Source organism: Paenibacillus sp. Soil522, assembly GCF_001428245.1.
Classification (GTDB): domain Bacteria; phylum Bacillota; class Bacilli; order Paenibacillales; family Paenibacillaceae; genus Pristimantibacillus.
This window is the reverse complement of sequence record NZ_LMRV01000066.1, coordinates 40,539-59,008: the sequence shown is the minus strand read 5'-3', so window position 1 is coordinate 59,008 and position 18,470 is coordinate 40,539. Positions and strand designations below refer to the sequence as shown.

Here is an 18,470-nt window from a genome sequence, read left to right as displayed (position 1 = left end):
AAGCCTCGTCCCTTCTCATAGGGATGAGGCTTTATTTTTGTTCAATAATAGGAGGCAGGAACGATGCAACGCGTAGATGTTAAGGAACGTGCCCGCAGCCGCGAGCTGCGTGTGCTGGAGCAATGGAAGACAGATGAGACCTTTAAAAAATCGATTACTAACCGGGAAGGCAAGCCTAATTTTGTATTTTATGAAGGGCCCCCGACTGCTAATGGAGCGCCGCATATCGGCCATGTTCTTGGCCGTGTAATCAAAGACTTTATTTGCCGTTACAAAACGATGGCGGGCTACCGCGTAATCCGAAAAGCGGGCTGGGATACACACGGACTTCCGGTTGAGCTTGGGGTGGAGAAGCAGCTTGGGATTTCCGGCAAGCAGGAGATCGAGGATTACGGCGTTGAGAAATTCGTGAAAAAATGCAAGGACAGCGTATTTGAGTACGAGAAGCAATGGCGCGAGCTTACAGAAGCGATCGCTTATTGGACTGATCTAGACAATCCGTACATCACGCTGAAAAATGAATACATTGAGAGCGTATGGCATATTTTATCGACGATTCACGGTAAAGGTCTGCTGTACCGCGGACATCGTGTAAGCCCTTATTGCCCGGATTGCCAAACGACGCTCAGCTCGCATGAAGTCGCACAGGGCTATGAGGATGTGAAGGATCTTAGCGCGACGGCGAAGTTTAAGCTTGCAAAAACAGGAGAATTCATTCTGGCTTGGACGACAACGCCATGGACCTTGCCAGCAAACGTGGCACTAGCCGTAAACCCTGAGCTTGATTATATTCGCGCCTCTAAGAATGGCGAAGTATACATCGTTGCCCAAAATTTGGCGGAGAGTGTCCTGAAGGACGGATATGAGGTTTTATCTGTATTGAAGGGGGCCGAGCTGGTTGGTCTTAGCTATGAGCCGCCATTCAAATACGTTGCTCTTGAGAAAGGTCATATCGTCATAGCAGGCGATTTCGTCAGCGACACAAGCGGTACAGGTATCGTACACATCGCGCCGGCACATGGCGAGGACGACTACAGAGTATCGCGCGAGAATGGAATCAGCATGCTGAGCGTCGTTGATTTGGCGGGTCGCTACGTTGCAGAGGTGACAGACTTTGCGGGCCGGTTCGTGAAAGACAGCGAGCTTGATATTGATATCGTCAAAAACTTAAGCGAACGCGGCCTGCTTTACACGAAGGAACGCTATGAGCATAGCTATCCATTCTGCTGGCGCTGCAAAACGCCTTTGATCTATTATGCAATGGAAAGCTGGTTTATCAAGACAACGGCAGTGAAGGATCAGCTGATCGCAAATAACAACAGCGTAGACTGGTACCCTGGTCATATCCGCGAAGGCCGCTTCGGCAAGTTTTTGGAAGATTTGGTGGACTGGAACATCAGCCGTAACCGCTACTGGGGTACTCCGCTAAACGTCTGGGTTTGCGAAGTGACGGGCAAGGAATATTCGCCAAGCAGCATTGCTGACTTGCGAGCAATGGCAATCGGCGATGTGCCGGAGGATATCGAGCTTCACAAGCCGTATGTAGATGAAATCAAGCTTAAATCGCCATTTGCCGAAGGCGCCGAAATGACGCGTACGTCCGAGGTTATCGATGTCTGGTTCGACAGCGGCTCGATGCCGTTCGCACAGCAGCATCACCCGTTTGAGAATGAGCAGCAATTCGCTGAGCAATATCCTGCAGACATCATCTGCGAGGGCATTGACCAAACCCGCGGCTGGTTCTACAGCTTGCTGGCGGTATCAACGCTTTACAACGGTAAAGCACCTTACAAAGCGGTTATCTCGACCGGACATATTTTGGATGAGAACGGCCAGAAGATGTCCAAGTCGAAGGGGAATGTTATTGATCCCTGGGAAATCATCAATGAATATGGAACGGATGCGTTCCGCTGGGCATTGCTGGCAGATAGCGCGCCGTGGAACAGTAAGAGATTTTCGCGCGGCATCGTAGGCGAGGCGAAATCGAAGGTAATCGATACGATTGTAAATACTCACGCGTTTTTCGCATTGTATGCTTCGATTGACGGCTTTGATTATTCTGCCCATGCGGAGATCAAGTCGGACAATAAGCTGGATCGCTGGATCATTTCCCGCTTGAACAGCTTGATCAATGCGGTGAACAAAGGGCTTGAGGTTAATGACTTCCTTAATCCTGCCAAATCGATCGAGACATTCGTTGACGAGCTAAGCAACTGGTATATCCGCCGTTCACGCGACCGCTTCTGGGGAAGCGGGCTAACGGACGATAAAATAGCCGCATACCAAACGCTGCGCAGCGTATTGCTGACACTCTCTCGTTTGATTGCGCCTTATGCGCCGTTGCTTGCTGAGGATGTGTACGGAAACCTGGGCGGAGCGGGCAGCGTGCATTTGGCTGACTATCCGAAAGCGGACGAAGCAGCAATCGATGAAACACTTGAGCGCGATATGGAAAGCGCGAAGCAGATCGTTGAGCTTGCGCGCAACGTTCGGAACGAGACGGGCATTAAGACGCGTCAGCCTTTATCGGAGCTGATCGTATCGCTGGACCGTGATTTTAACGTTGCAGACTACGAGGAAATCGTGAAGGATGAAATTAACGTTAAAGCGATCACGGTACAAAACTCCGACAGCGGCTTTGTTGATTTTACACTGAAGCTGAATCTTAAGGTTGCCGGCAAAAAATATGGTATAAACGTTGGACCGATCCAAGCGCAGCTGAAAGGCTTGAATGCCGATCAAACCCGCAGCGTCGTAAACGGCGGAAGCTTCAGATTCACAAGCGCTGAGGGCGAGCAGCTAACGATCGCAATCGATGAGCTATTGGTTGAGAAGCAGGCAAAGTCAGGCTTCGCATCTGCATCAGGTAATGGCGTTACCGTTGCGCTAAATACGGATATTACGCCTGAGCTGGAGCAAGAGGGCTGGGTGCGCGAAGTTATTCGTGCCGTTCAGGATACGCGTAAAAAGCTGGATCTTCCGATCGAGAAACGGATTGATCTCGTGCTGGATGTTGACAGCGAGCTTAAAGCGGCGCTTGAAGCGTTCGAAGAAGTGCTTTACGAAAATGTGCTTGTACAGACCGTTTCCTATGATGAAACACCTGAGATGGAAAGAGTTACGCTCGGTGAAAAGGTAATAGGGATTTTCATCCGCGGATAAGGATATAGTATAAAGGAAAATAACAAGCGAAAAACGAGGCCGTCGCCTACCGGCTGCTGCAGTAAGCGACGAAAATAGTCGCATACCTGTATGAGCTGGGAGGTAAGGCCTCGTTTTATTGTTTGACAAAGGGGATACTCGTATGAAAACAAATAACCCGGAACAGCCGAAAAATTTGAGCGAGCTACAAACTTCGTTAAGCATGCTTGATAAGCGCCTTCAGGGGATTGCCGCCGATATGGAGCGCTCGCAGATGGCAGACTATGTGGATCTGCTGAACCGACCAAGAACGCTGATTTGGAAAAACCTGCTTGCCGGTACGGCGAGAGGTGTCGGAATCGCGATCGGCTTCACTTTTTTTGCTGCCACCATTCTTTATGTGCTGCGAATATTAGGCGCCTTGAACCTGCCGATTATCGGCGACTATATCGCGGACATCGTTCGAATTGTACAAATACAGCTCGAAGGAAAAACGTATTGATTATCCATATTCATTTTCATCCGGCTCATCGCTTTCAAGGCTATGATCTCCTTCACCGGTTTGCATGTAATGCCTGTACTCACGGTTGCGGACGACGGAGACATGTCGGCCGGTAATGTCAGTTGCAAGAAAGCTCTCAAGTGGCTCCACGAAGCCGTCGTTCTCATAAGCATCGATACCGACTTGTTCATAATCGGTGACATCACGGTTTTCCGAAAACGCAGGAGAATCCGCATTGCCCCATGACTCGACAATTTGCCATGCATCTTCGCCGTCAAAGCCGTTTGAGGAGTCATGTTCGTCCATGCTTGTACGGCCAAACGGAGGAGCGAGCACTAATTCTTCAACAGGTCTGCGGTGTGACAATTCCTTCCTTGGCGCATGTTCGATGCAATGAAGCGTATCCGGAACGGCATCCAGCCGCTCAAAAGGTATCGGTTCGTTGCACATCACACATATGCCGTACGTACCTTTGGCCATCGCATCCAGCGCCGCATCGATGCGGTTTAAATGCAGATCCTCCTGCTCAAGCAGGGCTACATCCTTTTCACGTTCATAAAGCTCACTTGCGGTGTCGCCCGGATGGTTGTCGATTGTCGATAGCTCGCCGGTATCATCGCGAAGGGAATGTGAAAGGCCGTAATGATCATTTTCTGCGAGCCGGTGTTCGATCTCGCGCTGCTCATCTAATAATCTGCCTTGCAGCAGCTTTAATTGAGCGTTTGTTGGGCTTGTCATTTTGAGCACCCTCCTTAGCAGGGAACATAATTACTGTATTAGCTTTTGCCGAAAGACGGATTTTAAGTATGGTCTTCAATGGAAGAACAAGTGTCAGATACTGGCTCTCGTTTAGCTCGGTATGCTACAATTGATTGGAATTTAAAAAGGGCTTAAGCGGTTGGGTACCTTTGCCGGCGTTAGAGCGTTTTTGAATGGAAACATTGCTTCACAAAAAAATAGGAGTGATTTTAGATGCGTTTTTATTATTACTGGGTAGCCCTATTCGTGTTTATCCTTGATTTTGTAACAAAGAAAATGATTGAAACAAAATTAAACATCGGGGATCAAATTAGCGTAATCGGTAATTTTTTTCTCATTACCTCGCATCGGAATCGTGGTGCCGCTTTCGGCATCCTGCAGGAGCAACGGCTGTTTTTCATCATCATTACGATCGTCATTGTAACGGGCATTATTTGGTACATACAGGCGGTGCGTAAATCTGCCAAGGCGTGGCTGCTTATCGGGCTCGGACTTGTGCTTGGAGGAGCGATTGGGAACTTTCTGGACCGCGCACGGTACGGCGAGGTTGTTGACTTCCTGCAATTCAATTTCGGCAGCTATGAGTTTCCGATTTTTAACGTGGCGGATTCGGCTATCGTCTGCGGCGTAGCATTAATTTTAATCGACACCCTGTTGTCTGCTAAGGACGACAAGAAACATTTGCAAAATGGAGAGGACAAGGATAATAACAATCATGAGCAGCAGCCTATATAATGAAGAGCCGTTGGAATGGATCGCTGAAGCGGAGCAATCCGGTGAGCGGGTAGATAAGTTTGTAACAGACAGCCTAGATGATCCGGCCGTATCGAGAACGCAAGTACAGGAATGGATTAAAGCCGGTGCCGTTCAGGTAGATGGAAAGATTGCAAAAGCAAACGTGAAGGTATTAGAGGGCAACCGCGTCGTACTTCAAATTCCTGAGCCGGAGGAAGCCGCAATCGTACCTGAGAATATCCCTCTAGAGGTTATATATGAGGATAAGGATCTGATTGTCATCAACAAAAAGCGCGGCATGGTCGTTCATCCAGCACCCGGACATTCGTCCGGCACGCTTGTTAATGCGCTTATGTATCACTGTAAGGATTTGTCCGGCATAAACGGCTTGATTCGTCCGGGCATTGTCCACCGTATCGATAAAGATACGACAGGGCTGCTGATGGCGGCCAAAAATGACCTTGCTCACATTTCACTTGCAGAGCAGCTGAAGGAGCACACGGTAACTCGTAAATATATCGCGCTTGTGCATGGCAATTTGCCGCATGAACAAGGGACTATTGATGCGCCGATCGGTCGTGATTTGAACGATCGGAAGCTGTTTGCAGTGACAGATCGCAACAGCAGACATGCGGTAACCCATTTTCATGTGCTGGAGCGTTTGGGGGACTATACCGTCGTCGAGCTTCAGCTCGAAACAGGACGAACCCATCAAATCCGCGTGCATATGAAATATATCGGACATCCGCTTGCCGGTGATCCGGTCTACGGCCGCAATAAGACGGTTGCATTAAAGGGACAAGCCCTGCATGCGGCGCTGCTCGGCTTTACGCATCCGCGCAGCGGTGAGCGGCTTGAGTTCGAAATGCCATTGCCGGCCGATTTTGAATATGTATTGAGCAGCTTGCGGTCAAGGTAATGCGTAACGTGCAAAAGTGCAAACTTTTGACCACATTATTCATTATTTCGAGCTGAGAAGTGAGTTATTCTAAACAGTAACAACGGAATCAAATGATAAAATAAGGATAGGTGAAAACTAAATGACATCCATTAATCAAAATTATTTGGAGCTGCAAGGCAGCTACTTGTTTTCTGAAATTGCAAAACGCCGTACGAAATTTATCCAAGAAAATCCTAACGCCGAAATCATCAGCTTAGGTATCGGCGACGTTACTCGCGGCTTGCCTGATGCGGTTCTAAAAGCTATGCACAGCGCTGTAGACGAGCTTGCGGCTCCAGGTTCATTCCGCGGTTACGGTCCAGAGCAAGGATACGATTTCCTTATTAACGCGATTATTGAAAATGACTATAAAGCCCGCGGTATCGATATCGCTTCTAACGAAGTGTTCGTAAGCGATGGCTCGAAATGCGATGTCGGCAACATTCAAGAGATTTTCAGCGAGAACAGCATTGTTGCCGTTCAGGATCCTGTATATCCGGTATACGTGGACACGAACGTCATGGCTGGACGCTCAGGCAAATACAACCAAGAAACGAAGCGTTATGAAAGTATTGCCTATTTGGAGTGCACAGCTGAAAACAACTTCAAGCCAAGCCTGCCGGACCGCAAAGTCGATATCATTTACTTGTGCTACCCGAACAACCCGACAGGCATGACGCTGACGAAGGAAGAGCTTAAAGTATGGGTTGACTATGCGAAAGCAAATAACTGCATCATCCTGTACGATTCAGCATACGAAGCTTTCATTCAGGAAGAGGATGTTCCGCACAGCATTTACGAAATCGAAGGCGCGCGCGAAGTAGCGATCGAATTCCGCAGCTTTTCCAAAACGGCTGGCTTCACGGGCGTGCGCTGTGCTTACACGGTCGTACCGCGCGAGCTGAAAGGTTTGGATGCTTCCGGTAACGAAGTGTTGATCAACGATTTGTGGAATCGCCGCCACACGACGAAATTTAATGGCGTATCATACGTAACACAGCGCGGCGCAGCTGCTATTTACTCGGCAGAAGGCAAAGAACAAATCAAATCTTTGGTTGATTATTATATGACGAATGCTGCAATTATCCGTGATGGTCTTGCATCCATTGGTCTAGAAGTATTCGGCGGCGTTAACGCTCCTTATATTTGGCTGAAAACACCGAATGGCATGGATTCCTGGTCCTTCTTTGATAAGCTTCTTACGGAAGCGAACATCGTGGGTACACCAGGCGTTGGCTTCGGTCAAAGCGGTCAAGGCTATTTCCGCCTGACAGCATTCGGCAGCCGCGAAAATACAGAAAAAGCAGTAGAAAGAATCCGTAAGCTTAGCCTGTAGTAACCATCGCTATCCTTGTATAGCTAATCGGAATTGGCCCACACTACGTACAAGCGGAAAAATTCGTTTTTACTTGACATCTTTTGTCGAACGTGGGATAATTCCTATGATATACAGCAGTACCTTTAACTCAGTCCCGAGAGGCTGGCAAGGTAGCGTGAAATACAGGTCAATAGAAGAGAAGAATAGGACATCCAAATGCGCGGCTTTCTGTGACGAAAGCCGCGATGGCATGTACCCTATCTCTTCATGACTTTTCACAAGCTCCTTGCGATTTATGCAAGGAGCTTTTTTTGTCGCAACTTGGTATTTGGACGATTATGGAAGGAGTGAGCGGAAATGACGGAAGAAGAGCATTTGGTCATCATGGATGAAACGGCGATTCGCCGGGCATTAACGCGAATTGCTCACGAAATCGTGGAGAAGAACAAGGGCATTGATAATTGCGTGATCGTCGGCATTCGGACGCGGGGCATATACTTAGCCCGCCGGATAGCGGAACGCATCGGGGAAATTGAAGGCAAGCCAATAGTCGTAAGCGAGCTTGACATCACACCCTACCGCGATGACCGCAAGGCCGGCATCTCATCGGACATGGAGGTAGCAGCCGCAATTGGCGACACGGACGGCGTACCCTTCACGGTGGAGGACAAACGGGTTATTTTGTTCGATGATGTGCTGTATACGGGACGCACTATTCGAGCGGCTATGGATGCGCTCATGGATTGCGGGCGGCCTCAAAGCATACAGCTCGCGGTGCTTGTAGACAGAGGACATCGTGAACTGCCTATCCGACCTGATTTTGTCGGCAAGAATGTGCCAACCTCGAAGCAGGAGCAAATTGAAGTGGCTCTTACCGAAATCGACCAAATCGATCAAGTTACAATTATTAACCAGAGGGGGCAGGCTGGATGACGATGACAAAGCTGAAACAACGGAGTTTGCTCGGATTAAAAGAACTAAGCAAAGAAGAGATCGAATCGATTCTCGACCGCGCTGCTTATTGGGAAAATCATTCAACCAAGGTTCATACAGCGATGCAAGGCAAATTTGCAGCCAATATGTTTTTCGAAAATAGCACGAGAACGCGCTTTTCCTTCGAGGTGGCAGAGAAACGGCTGGGAACAGAGGTGTTAAACTTCTCGGCCGCAGTATCTAGCGTACAGAAGGGCGAATCGATTTACGATACGGTTCGTACACTCGAATCGATGGGAATCGACGTTGGGATCATTCGTCTGAAGCCGATCGGCGTTCTTGCCGAGCTGGCAACGAAAATCAAGGTGCCGCTAGTTAACGCCGGAGACGGCAACAATGAGCACCCAACTCAAGCGCTTCTCGATATGTATACGATGCGCAAGCATTTTGGACAACTCAAAGGTTTGACTGTCTCGGTTGTCGGGGATGTGCTGCACAGCCGCGTTGCGAGATCGAACCTGTGGGCGCTGCAAAAATTCGGTGTCAACGTGAAATTCTGTTCGCCGCCGAACATGCAGGCATCGGAGCTGGATGTATCTTATGTAACTATAGATGAAGCTTTAAAGTCAGATGTTGTTATGATGCTGCGCGTACAGCTCGAGCGTCATGAGAGCGGCATGCTGAGCTCCGCTGAGAGCTACCGCGAGCACTACGGATTAACGGTGGAACGAGCAAGCAAGCTCGCAAATCATGCGATTATCATGCACCCTGCACCAATCAACCGTAACGTAGAAATTGACGATGAGCTGGTTGAGCATCCGCAATCACGCATTTTTCCGCAAATGGAAAACGGGGTTCCGATTCGAATGGCCGTCATTGAGCGGGCACTTAGCTAACAGCAGTAACATAGACCGAACAAATTCGGAGGTTGAAATAACAATGTCATTGTGGATTATAAACGGCAACGTATGGAACGAAACTACGGGCAGCTTAGAAAGCAAGCATATTCGAATCGAAAACGGTAAAATCGAAGCAATCGTAGACGGAGCACAAACACCGGATACGGGCAGCTCAGAAATTATTGATGCTCGGGGCATGCTAGTATCGTCAGGCTTTATCGATATGCACGTTCATTTACGCGATCCGGGGTTTGAATATAAAGAAGATATCGCAACTGGCACTCGTTCGGCTGCAAAGGGCGGCTTCACAACGATCGCTTGCATGCCTAACACTCGCCCGGTAACAGATACGGCCGAGACGGTTCGCTACATTACGAATAAAGCAGAGCAGGTTGGTATCGTTAAGGTACTCCCTTACGCGTCCATTACAAAAAATGAGCTCGGACGTGAGCTTACCGACTTCGCTTCTCTGAAGGAAGCGGGAGCGATCGGCTTCACTGATGACGGTGTAGGCGTTCAAAACGCCCAAATGATGAAAAACGCAATGGCGCTTGCGAAATCGATGGATATGCCGATCATTGCACACTGCGAGGATGACTCGTTGGTTGAAGGCGCTTGGGCATCGGAAGGCGAATTTTCCCGCAAGCATGGCTTAAAGGGTATTCCGAATGAATCGGAAGCGATACATGTCGGCAGAGATGTGCTGCTTGCGGAAGCGACAGGTGTTCACTACCACGTATGCCATGTGAGCACAGAGCAATCGGTACGGCTGATTCGTCTCGCAAAGCAAATAGGTGTTCGCGTAACCGCTGAGGTTTGCCCGCATCATCTGATTTTGTCCGATGAGGATATCCCGGGTCTGGATGATGCAAATTGGAAAATGAATCCTCCGCTCCGCACGCCGCGCGATGTTCAAGCGGTCATTGAAGCGCTTGAGGATGGAACGATCGATATGCTCGTAACCGATCATGCACCGCACAGTGCGGAAGAGAAGGCTCGCGGCGTACAGCTGGCACCTTTCGGCATCGTCGGGTTCGAAACGGCTTTCCCGCTCTTGTATACGAAGTTCGTTCAAACCGGTCAATGGACACTCGGCTTCCTGTTGCAGCGCATGACTGCTGATCCGGCTCGCGTCTTCCGTCTTCCGACCGGACGTCTGGAGCAAGGAGCGCCTGCCGATATTACGATCGTGGATTTGAACAGCGAGCGTGCCGTTGATCCGGGCGCATTCGCTTCAAAGAGCAGCAATACGCCTTTCGGCGGCTGGAAGCTTAGCGGCTGGCCAGTTGCAACTATTGTAGACGGCGCTGTCGTTTGGTCAGAATAATAACGATTAACTACTTAATAAAGCCTATATATGGGGAATAATCAACACCTGAGGAGTGATACGGATGCAAGCAAGATTATTGTTGGAAGACGGTACGTTATTTACGGGCCTTTCGTTCGGTGCAGAAGCTCAAATGATGGGCGAGGTTGTATTTAATACGGGTATTACAGGCTATCAAGAGGTTCTCTCCGATCCGTCCTACTGCGGACAAATCGTTACGATGACATATCCGTTAATTGGTAACTATGGCATTAACCGCGATGATTTTGAAGCGGTTCGCCCTTTCATTCACGGCTTCGTCGTTCGTCGTCATGAAGAAGTTCCAAGCAACTGGCGCGCTCAGTATTCGCTCGGCCAGCTTCTGAAAGAATACGGCATTCCGGGCATTAGCGATATCGATACACGGATGCTTACCCGCAAGCTGCGTAATTACGGTACGATGAAGGGTTTGATCACGACAGGCAACGAGCGCGTGGAAGAACTTGCTGAGCGTCTTAACATCTCGAATCTGATGACGGATCAAGTGGCACGCACTTCGACACCTAATCTATTTTCAAGCCCTGGTGAAGGCGAGCGTATCGTACTTGTTGACTTCGGTGCAAAAAGCGGTATTTTGCGCGAGCTTACAAAACGCGGCTGCGATGTAGTCGTTGTTCCTCATAATACAACTGCAGATGAAATTCGTCGATTAGCTCCGGACGGCATTCAATTGTCCAACGGTCCTGGGGATCCGAAGGATGTACCATACGCGGTAAAAATGATTTCCGAGCTGCTCGGCGATTATCCGATCTTCGGCATTTGCCTAGGCCATCAGCTGTTCGCGCTAGCTTGCGGAGCTGAAACGACAAAGCTGAAATTCGGACACCGCGGCGGAAACCATCCGGTTAAAGAATTGGCGACTAACCGCTGCTTCATTACTTCTCAAAACCATGGTTACACCGTGCTTGAAGAGTCTGTGAACAATACGCCTTTGACCGTTACGCATATTAATAACAATGACCGCACGATCGAAGGACTGAAGCACAACACATTCCCGGCTTTCTCGGTTCAATATCACCCGGAAGCGGCTCCTGGTCCATACGATTCCAGCTATTTGTTTGATGAGTTCCTGCAAATGATCCGTACGCACAAGAAAAATAACCCACAAAAACCTCGTCAAGCTGTGTTATCGGAGACGTTGAAAGGAGAGCTTCAGTATGCCCAAAAATAATGAACTCAAAAAAATTCTCGTGATCGGATCCGGTCCGATCGTTATCGGACAAGCGGCCGAATTCGACTATGCCGGCACACAAGCTTGCCAAGCGCTCAAGGAAGAGGGCTACGAGGTTGTTCTTATAAACAGTAACCCGGCTACCATCATGACAGACACGAACATGGCCGACAAAGTATACATCGAGCCTATTACGCTTGATTTCGTCTCCCAAATTATTCGCCAAGAGCGTCCGGACGGATTGCTGCCGACGCTTGGCGGTCAGACCGGCCTTAATATGGCCGTTGAGCTTGCGCGCGCCGGCGTTCTTGAACGCGAGAACGTCAAGCTGCTCGGAACGCAGTTGACTGCCATTGAGAAAGCGGAGGATCGCGATTTGTTCCGTGATCTGATGCGTGAGCTGGAGCAGCCGGTACCTGATAGCGATATCGTAACGACTGTCGAAGATGCCATCAGCTTTGCTAATACGATCGGCTATCCAATCATCGTTCGTCCTGCTTATACACTCGGCGGAACAGGCGGCGGTATTTGCGCGAACGAAGAGGAGCTGCGCGAGACGGTTGCTTCCGGTATTCGTTACAGCCCGATCAGCCAGTGCTTGATCGAGAAATCGATCGCCGGCATGAAGGAAGTTGAATATGAAGTTATGCGTGATGCAAACGACAACTGTATCGTCGTTTGTAACATGGAAAATTTTGATCCGGTTGGCGTACATACCGGCGATAGCATCGTCGTTGCACCTAGCCAAACTTTGTCAGATCGTGAATATCAAATGCTGCGCTCGGCGTCTTTAAAAATCATTCGTGCGCTTAACATTGAGGGCGGATGTAACGTTCAGTTCGCGCTTGATCCGCAAAGCTATCAGTATTATGTTATCGAAGTAAATCCGCGTGTTAGCCGCTCGTCGGCACTTGCATCCAAAGCAACGGGCTACCCGATTGCGAAAATGGCTGCGAAAATCGCGATTGGCTATACACTGGATGAGCTTGTAAACCCGGTTACGGGACAAACATACGCATGCTTTGAGCCAACGCTCGACTATATCGTATCGAAAATTCCGCGCTGGCCATTTGACAAATTCGTTAACGCGAACCGCAAGCTGGGCACGCAAATGAAAGCAACCGGCGAAGTTATGGCAATTGGCCGCACCTTCGAGGAATCGATTCATAAAGCGGTTCGCTCGCTCGAAATCGGCGCACACCGCATCCACCTGAAAGAAGCTTCTTCCTTGGATGATGCTGTGCTGCAGACGCGCCTTGCGAAACCGGATGATGAGCGCATGTTCCTTGTAGCGGAAGCGTTCCGCCGCGGCTACAAGCTTCAGGATATTCAGACGATTACAAACATCGATTGGTGGTTCCTTGATAAAATTCAATCGATTGTAGCGTTCGAAGATCGTATGCGCAGCGAGTCAACGCTTAATCAACAAACGTTGTACGAAGCAAAACGCAAAGGCTTCTCCGATCGTTCGATCGCAGAAATCCGCCGCGAAGGCTTCCCGAACGGCAGTCATACAACAGAAGAAGAAGTACGCGCACTGCGCTATCAGCTTAACCTGAAACCGGTATACAAAATGGTTGATACTTGCGCGGCTGAATTTGAAGCGTCGACGCCGTATTACTATTCAACATATGAAGTGGAAAATGAAGTTACAGTAACGGACAAACAAAAAGTGCTCGTACTTGGTTCCGGTCCGATTCGTATCGGCCAAGGCATCGAGTTCGATTACTCGACGGTTCATGCCGTATGGGCGATCCAAAACGCCGGCTACGAAGCGGTTATTATAAACAATAACCCGGAAACGGTATCTACTGACTTCAGCACATCCGACAGACTGTACTTTGAACCGTTGTTCTTCGAGGATGTTATGAACGTTATTGAGCAAGAGAACCCGATTGGCGTCATTGTTCAATTTGGCGGTCAAACAGCGATTAACCTTGCAGCGCCGCTTTCCAAAGCAGGCATTCGCATTCTCGGCTCCAGCCTTGAAAGCATCGACGCTGCGGAAGACCGCAAGAAGTTCGAAGCCTTGCTCCGCGGCTTGAACATCGCACAGCCTGATGGTAAGACCGTTATATCTGTAGATGAAGCGGTTGTTACAGCGCAAGGTCTTGGCTATCCCGTACTTGTCCGTCCATCATACGTACTTGGCGGCCGTGCAATGGAAATCGTATATTCGGATGAAGAGCTCCTTAATTACATGGAGGTTGCCGTAAAAATCAACCCGGAACATCCGGTATTGATTGACCGTTACATGCTTGGAAAAGAAGCAGAGGTCGACGCGATCTGCGATGGCGAAACGGTTCTTATTCCAGGGATTATGGAGCATGTAGAACGCGCAGGGGTTCACTCCGGCGACTCGATCGCGGTATACCCTCCACAATCACTTTCGGATGATATTAAGAAACAAATCATCGATATTACGATCAGCATCACTAAAGCTCTGAATGTAATCGGACTTTGCAACATCCAGTTCGTTATTCACCAAGAAAAAGTGTACGTAATCGAAGTTAATCCGCGTTCGTCGCGTACAGTTCCATTCCTAAGTAAAGTAACGAATATTCCAATGGCTAACTTAGCTACGAAAGCGATTCTCGGTACGAAGCTTACTGAGCTTGGTTATGTGGAAGGCTTGTGGCCTGAGGATGAGTATGTATCGGTTAAAGTTCCCGTGTTCTCCTTCGCGAAGCTGCGCCGCGTAGACCCGACTTTAACACCAGAGATGAAATCGACGGGTGAAGTTATGGGCCGCGATGTGCAGTATGCGAAAGCATTGTATAAAGGCCTCATCGGTGCAGGAATGAAAATTCCGACAACAGGCGCCATTATTGCTACGGTAGCGGATAAAGATAAGGAAGAAGCAACTGAGCTGCTTCGCGGCTTCTTCAATCTAGGCTACAAAATTATCGCAACAGGCGGAACGGCGAAGGTTCTTGAGGATGCCGGCTTGATTGTTACGACGGTCAATAAGCTAAGCGAAGGCTCGCCGAACATTCTGGATCTTGTACGCGAAGGGCAAGCACACTTTGTCGTTAATACGCTCACCAAAGGTAAAACACCAGAGCGTGACGGCTTCCGGATTCGTCGTGAAGCGGTTGAGAATGGCGTAGTTTGTATGACATCGCTCGATACTGTTCGTGCATTGCTCGTCATGCTCGAAACGTTAAACTTCTCCTCGCGCTCCATGCCAGTACTGCTTCAAAAGAATTAGGCTCGTTGCAGCTTAAAAGTACGGCCAGCGTCATGGCTTCGCTATCATTCACAAGGCTTTCAGCTTTGCGAATGATAGTATGGAGCAGGGCGTATGGCCGTTTATTATGCAAATGAACAGAGAAATGGAGAGATTACGGATGAAGTTGACGAACGAGCAAGCCGCAGGACGGATTATGGTTGCGCTGGATTATCCGGAGGCAGCAGCGGCAGAACGATTAATTGCCGAGCTTCAGGGCATTCCTTGTTATATGAAAGTTGGGATGCAGCTGTTTTACGCCGCAGGTCCTTCATTTGTGCAGAGCTTGAAAGAGCGCGGCTACTACGTCTTTCTCGATGTCAAAATGCATGATATTCCGAATACGGTCAAAGGCGGAGCAAGCAGCGTAACCAGGCTTGGCGTGGATATGTTCAACGTACATGCTGCGGGCGGCAGCACCATGCTTGAGGCAGCGCTTGAAGGCGTGGACATCGCTCTTACGGGCAGCGGCCTTCGCAAACCGACTGTTATCGCCGTTACGCAATTGACAAGCACAAGCCAATCGATGCTGAATGAGCAGATTGGTATAAGCGGCACAGTTGAGTCGGCAGTGCTGCGTTATGCGGAGCTTACGAAAAAAGCTGGATTGGACGGAGTAGTAGCATCGCCCTCCGAGGTTGAATCGATCAAAGCGGCATGCGGCGCTTCTTTCAAAACGGTTACGCCCGGCATCCGTCCGGCAGGCGCGGATGTTAACGATCAATCGCGCATCATGACGCCAAGCGAGGCTTTGCGTCAAGGCACCGACTATATGGTTATCGGTCGTCCCATTACTGCGGCTCCGAGCCCGCGGGCAGCATTAGAATCTATTATTGAGGAGCTGACATCCTTTGAGTAAATTGACATTAACCGAATTGCCTAACCAAATTGCCAAGAGCTTGCTTGAAATTGAAGCTGTAGCCCTGCGTCCGGGTGAGCCATTCACGTGGACGTCCGGTATTAAATCGCCGATTTATTGCGATAACCGCCTTACGATGACATACCCTGCTATTCGCGATCTTGTTGCGGAAGGTTTCGCCACGATCATTCGCGAGCGTTATCCCGATGCGGAGGTCATTGCCGGAACTTCAACGGCGGGCATACCTCATGCGGCATGGGTTGCGCAGAAGCTTAATTTGCCGATGGCGTATATTCGTGATAAAGCGAAGGGCCACGGCAAGCAAAACCAGATAGAAGGACGAGTCCTTCCTGGTCAAAAGGTCGTTGTCATCGAGGATTTGATTTCAACAGGCGGCAGCTCGCTGAAAGCGGCGCTTGCCGTTCGCGAAGCCGGCGCGGAAGTATCGGCTGTGCTCGCTATTTTCACATATGAATTCGATACGGCTATTCAAGCCTTTGCAGCTGAGCAAATGCCGCTTGAAACGCTCTCTAATTACAGCGCGTTGATTCAAACTGCTGTTGAGCTCGGCCAAGTAGCTCCTGAAGATGTAGCCGCTTTGCAGGCGTGGAGACAAGATCCGCAATCTTTTGGCAAATAAATAATAAACAGCTAGGTGAAGTAAATGAAGCCAAAAGCTGCTGTCAGTGTGATGCGAAAGCATGCGCTTATAGCAGCTTTTTTTTTTTCCAAATGTTTTAAAAAGTTGTTTAATTTTGACGTAACTTTTAGAGCATGTCCTGCGTCTATCATGTAAGATGAGAATTATGAAAGCTGATTGAGGAGGGATCGGAAGCGCTAATGGCCATTCCACTGGAAGAGGATGAGACGACAGAAGCGCGGCTCGAACCCGAACCCGCTGAAGAAAGGCGTATTCTACTTACCGTTAAGGATGTAGAGCGTACTTTTCAAGCAGGAGGTTCGCCGCTGCACGTATTAAAGGGCATTCACATGGAGCTCAAGGAGCGCCAGTTAGTTATGCTTAAAGGCAGATCGGGGTCAGGCAAGACGACACTGCTGAATTGCTTGGGCGGGCTTGATACTCCCAGCAAGGGTGAGATTATGTTTAATGGTTTGCCTTTTAACAGTATGAGCGACAATCAGCGAACGATAATTAGGCGTCAGCATATGGGCTTTATCTTTCAGGCCTTTGCTCTTATGCCGCTATTGTCCGCGCGGGAGAATGTGGAGCTTTCCCTTCGCATGGCTGGCGTTCCGCGTGCACAGTGGAAGGATAGGGTCGCACAGTGCCTTGAACTTGTTGGACTGGAGCGGCGCATGAATCATCGGCCTTTCGAGCTTTCGGGCGGCGAGCAGCAGCGCGTAGCTATTGCTAAGGCGATCGCCCACAAGCCGATGCTGCTGCTGGCGGATGAGCCCACAGGAGAGCTTGATTCAGGTATGTCAGCTCAAATTATGGCAGTTTTCCAAAATATCATTCGCACTGAACAAGTTACTATTTGTATGACTACACATGATCCTACGATTTTGGAGGTTGCCGACCATGTCTATGAAATGGTGGACGGGAAATTTATTTAAACGTTCAATGGTTGTTGTTATGAGTGTATCCTTAGTATTCGCAAGCGGATGCTCATTGCTTCCTGCGGAGGAAGAGGAGGAGGTATTGCCTGAAATCGCTCCGCCGCAAATATCCAAAAAACCGGAGTATGAGGTGACGACAGCGACACTTGAGACGAAGGTTCAAATCATTGGCAAGCTGATCTCTTTAGAGGAAGAGACCTTATTTTTCACATTAGACGGCAAGCATTTGAAGGAGCTGTATGTGAAAGCGGGCGAGGCAGTAAAGGCTGGTCAAATTATCGGTGAGCTTGACGTTGACGATTTGGTCAAGACGCTGCGTATGGAAAGGCTTTCTTTTAAGAAAGAGGAAATTGCCATGAAAGAAACGCTGCGTCAGCGCGATGAGATGGACCCGATTGAATTCGAGGAGAAATCGATTGCATTCGAGGAACGCAAGCAGAAGCTGGTCGATATGGAAGAAGAGATCGCGAAGGCGAGCTTGAAGGCGCCATTCAGCGGGACGATCGTTACGCTGAATGTACAGAAGGGCGATTTAATTAAAGCCTATGCACCGATTGCGATTGTAGCCGACACGAGCAAAATAACGGCAGCTGCGAAGCTAACCAAAACGGAGCTTGAAAAAGTGGCCGTCGGCATGGAGGTAGCAGCCAATATTAGCAGCGTGGGCACATTTAAAGGCAAAGTAAAGCTCCTGCCGGTCAAGACGGATGACCAGAACAACGGCGGCGGCACGGGCGGTTTGCCGGGAGAAACGAAGCCGGAGCGGCCTGAGGACTACTTAATCGTCGATCTCAATAATTTGCCGAAAAACTTAAATCGCGGTACGCCGTTATCCATTAACATTATTACGAAGCGAACAGAAAACGCCATCGTTATTCCTCCTTCTACGCTTCGTTCGATCGGCTCCCGTACGTATGTGCAGGTTATTGATGCAGACGGTAAGCGCGAGGTGGATGTAGAGGTCGGTCAACAAACCGCGACGCAGGTTGAGATCCTGCAGGGCCTTAAGCCGGGGCAGAAAGTTGTAGGTCGATAGC

Annotated in this window: 15 protein-coding genes and 1 other annotated feature (1 of these 16 only partly in view); of the genes, 14 read left to right on the top strand and 1 reads right to left on the bottom strand. The window is 49.3% G+C overall.

The window, feature by feature from the left end; genetic code table 11:
- Nucleotides 1-16 (top strand) — a binding site (T-box leader); it begins 288 nt to the left of the window's first position.
- A gap of 47 nt (nucleotides 17-63) precedes the next feature.
- The gene (gene ileS / locus ASG81_RS21360; protein WP_056638964.1) at nucleotides 64-3,162 is read left to right on the top strand and encodes an isoleucine--tRNA ligase; all 3,099 of its coding nucleotides are present in this window, start codon (nucleotides 64-66) and stop codon (nucleotides 3,160-3,162) included.
- Between the two features lie 202 nt (nucleotides 3,163-3,364).
- Nucleotides 3,365-3,643, top strand: coding sequence for a DUF5665 domain-containing protein (locus ASG81_RS21355; RefSeq protein ID WP_442952942.1), 279 nt, complete (start codon nucleotides 3,365-3,367; stop codon nucleotides 3,641-3,643).
- Here ASG81_RS21355 and ASG81_RS21350 read toward each other — a convergent pair whose 3' ends face one another.
- Nucleotides 3,644-4,381 (bottom strand): TraR/DksA C4-type zinc finger protein, encoded by a 738-nt coding sequence (locus ASG81_RS21350; protein WP_056638958.1) that lies wholly within the window; start codon nucleotides 4,379-4,381, stop codon nucleotides 3,644-3,646.
- Between the two features lie 234 nt (nucleotides 4,382-4,615).
- On the opposite strand from ASG81_RS21350, the gene lspA reads away from it, so the two are divergent.
- The 12 genes from lspA (at nucleotide 4,616) to ASG81_RS21290 (ending at nucleotide 18,469) form a co-directional block, all read left to right on the top strand.
- Complete coding sequence (lspA, locus tag ASG81_RS21345) at nucleotides 4,616-5,137, top strand: signal peptidase II (RefSeq protein WP_056638954.1); 522 nt, start codon at nucleotides 4,616-4,618, stop codon at nucleotides 5,135-5,137.
- Complete coding sequence (locus ASG81_RS21340; protein WP_081417486.1) at nucleotides 5,118-6,056, top strand: RluA family pseudouridine synthase; 939 nt, start codon at nucleotides 5,118-5,120, stop codon at nucleotides 6,054-6,056. The genes lspA and ASG81_RS21340 overlap by 20 nt, the downstream gene beginning before the upstream one ends.
- Nucleotides 6,057-6,177: 121 nt before the next feature.
- Nucleotides 6,178-7,413 carry an LL-diaminopimelate aminotransferase gene (locus ASG81_RS21335; RefSeq protein WP_056638947.1) on the top strand — a complete coding sequence of 412 codons (1,236 nt, stop codon included), beginning with the start codon at nucleotides 6,178-6,180 and terminating at the stop codon, nucleotides 7,411-7,413.
- 339 nt (nucleotides 7,414-7,752) lie between these two features.
- A complete protein-coding gene (pyrR, locus tag ASG81_RS21330) occupies nucleotides 7,753-8,328 on the top strand; it encodes a bifunctional pyr operon transcriptional regulator/uracil phosphoribosyltransferase PyrR (protein WP_056638945.1) in 576 nt (191 codons plus the stop codon).
- Nucleotides 8,325-9,224: an aspartate carbamoyltransferase catalytic subunit gene (locus ASG81_RS21325; protein WP_056638942.1), complete on the top strand. Its 900-nt coding sequence runs from the start codon at nucleotides 8,325-8,327 to the stop codon at nucleotides 9,222-9,224. The genes pyrR and ASG81_RS21325 overlap by 4 nt, the downstream gene beginning before the upstream one ends.
- Before the next feature lie 43 nt (nucleotides 9,225-9,267).
- Complete coding sequence (locus ASG81_RS21320) at nucleotides 9,268-10,554, top strand: dihydroorotase (RefSeq protein WP_056638939.1); 1,287 nt, start codon at nucleotides 9,268-9,270, stop codon at nucleotides 10,552-10,554.
- 64 nt (nucleotides 10,555-10,618) lie between these two features.
- On the top strand, nucleotides 10,619-11,764 hold the full coding sequence (gene carA / locus ASG81_RS21315; RefSeq protein ID WP_056638936.1) for a glutamine-hydrolyzing carbamoyl-phosphate synthase small subunit: 1,146 nt from the start codon (nucleotides 10,619-10,621) through the stop codon (nucleotides 11,762-11,764).
- The gene (gene carB / locus ASG81_RS21310; protein WP_056638931.1) at nucleotides 11,751-14,975 is read left to right on the top strand and encodes a carbamoyl-phosphate synthase large subunit; all 3,225 of its coding nucleotides are present in this window, start codon (nucleotides 11,751-11,753) and stop codon (nucleotides 14,973-14,975) included. The genes carA and carB overlap by 14 nt, the downstream gene beginning before the upstream one ends.
- 139 nt (nucleotides 14,976-15,114) lie before the next feature.
- Nucleotides 15,115-15,852 carry an orotidine-5'-phosphate decarboxylase gene (gene pyrF / locus ASG81_RS21305; RefSeq protein WP_056638927.1) on the top strand — a complete coding sequence of 246 codons (738 nt, stop codon included), beginning with the start codon at nucleotides 15,115-15,117 and terminating at the stop codon, nucleotides 15,850-15,852.
- On the top strand, nucleotides 15,845-16,492 hold the full coding sequence (pyrE, locus tag ASG81_RS21300) for an orotate phosphoribosyltransferase (protein ID WP_056638924.1): 648 nt from the start codon (nucleotides 15,845-15,847) through the stop codon (nucleotides 16,490-16,492). Before pyrF ends, pyrE begins: the two co-directional genes overlap by 8 nt.
- A 200-nt stretch (nucleotides 16,493-16,692) precedes the next feature.
- Nucleotides 16,693-17,430, top strand: a complete 738-nt coding sequence (locus ASG81_RS21295; RefSeq protein ID WP_081417485.1) for an ABC transporter ATP-binding protein — start codon at nucleotides 16,693-16,695, stop codon at nucleotides 17,428-17,430.
- The gene (locus tag ASG81_RS21290) at nucleotides 17,396-18,469 is read left to right on the top strand and encodes an efflux RND transporter periplasmic adaptor subunit (protein WP_056638921.1); all 1,074 of its coding nucleotides are present in this window, start codon (nucleotides 17,396-17,398) and stop codon (nucleotides 18,467-18,469) included. Before ASG81_RS21295 ends, ASG81_RS21290 begins: the two co-directional genes overlap by 35 nt.
- The last annotated feature ends 1 nt before the right edge of the window (nucleotide 18,470 follow it).

Excerpts from the sequence above, each read along its gene's own strand:
- ileS (WP_056638964.1), top strand. The coding sequence starts at position 64 with ATGCAACGCGTAGATGTTAAGGAACGTGCCCGCAGCCGCGAGCTGCGT.
- ASG81_RS21355 (WP_442952942.1), top strand. The coding sequence starts at position 3,365 with ATGCTTGATAAGCGCCTTCAGGGGATTGCCGCCGATATGGAGCGCTCG.
- ASG81_RS21350 (WP_056638958.1), bottom strand. The coding sequence starts at position 4,381 with ATGACAAGCCCAACAAACGCTCAATTAAAGCTGCTGCAAGGCAGATTA.
- lspA (WP_056638954.1), top strand. The coding sequence starts at position 4,616 with ATGCGTTTTTATTATTACTGGGTAGCCCTATTCGTGTTTATCCTTGAT.
- ASG81_RS21340 (WP_081417486.1), top strand. The coding sequence starts at position 5,118 with ATGAGCAGCAGCCTATATAATGAAGAGCCGTTGGAATGGATCGCTGAA.
- ASG81_RS21335 (WP_056638947.1), top strand. The coding sequence starts at position 6,178 with ATGACATCCATTAATCAAAATTATTTGGAGCTGCAAGGCAGCTACTTG.
- pyrR (WP_056638945.1), top strand. The coding sequence starts at position 7,753 with ATGACGGAAGAAGAGCATTTGGTCATCATGGATGAAACGGCGATTCGC.
- ASG81_RS21325 (WP_056638942.1), top strand. The coding sequence starts at position 8,325 with ATGACGATGACAAAGCTGAAACAACGGAGTTTGCTCGGATTAAAAGAA.
- ASG81_RS21320 (WP_056638939.1), top strand. The coding sequence starts at position 9,268 with ATGTCATTGTGGATTATAAACGGCAACGTATGGAACGAAACTACGGGC.
- carA (WP_056638936.1), top strand. The coding sequence starts at position 10,619 with ATGCAAGCAAGATTATTGTTGGAAGACGGTACGTTATTTACGGGCCTT.
- carB (WP_056638931.1), top strand. The coding sequence starts at position 11,751 with ATGCCCAAAAATAATGAACTCAAAAAAATTCTCGTGATCGGATCCGGT.
- pyrF (WP_056638927.1), top strand. The coding sequence starts at position 15,115 with ATGAAGTTGACGAACGAGCAAGCCGCAGGACGGATTATGGTTGCGCTG.
- ASG81_RS21295 (WP_081417485.1), top strand. The coding sequence starts at position 16,693 with ATGGCCATTCCACTGGAAGAGGATGAGACGACAGAAGCGCGGCTCGAA.
- ASG81_RS21290 (WP_056638921.1), top strand. The coding sequence starts at position 17,396 with ATGTCTATGAAATGGTGGACGGGAAATTTATTTAAACGTTCAATGGTT.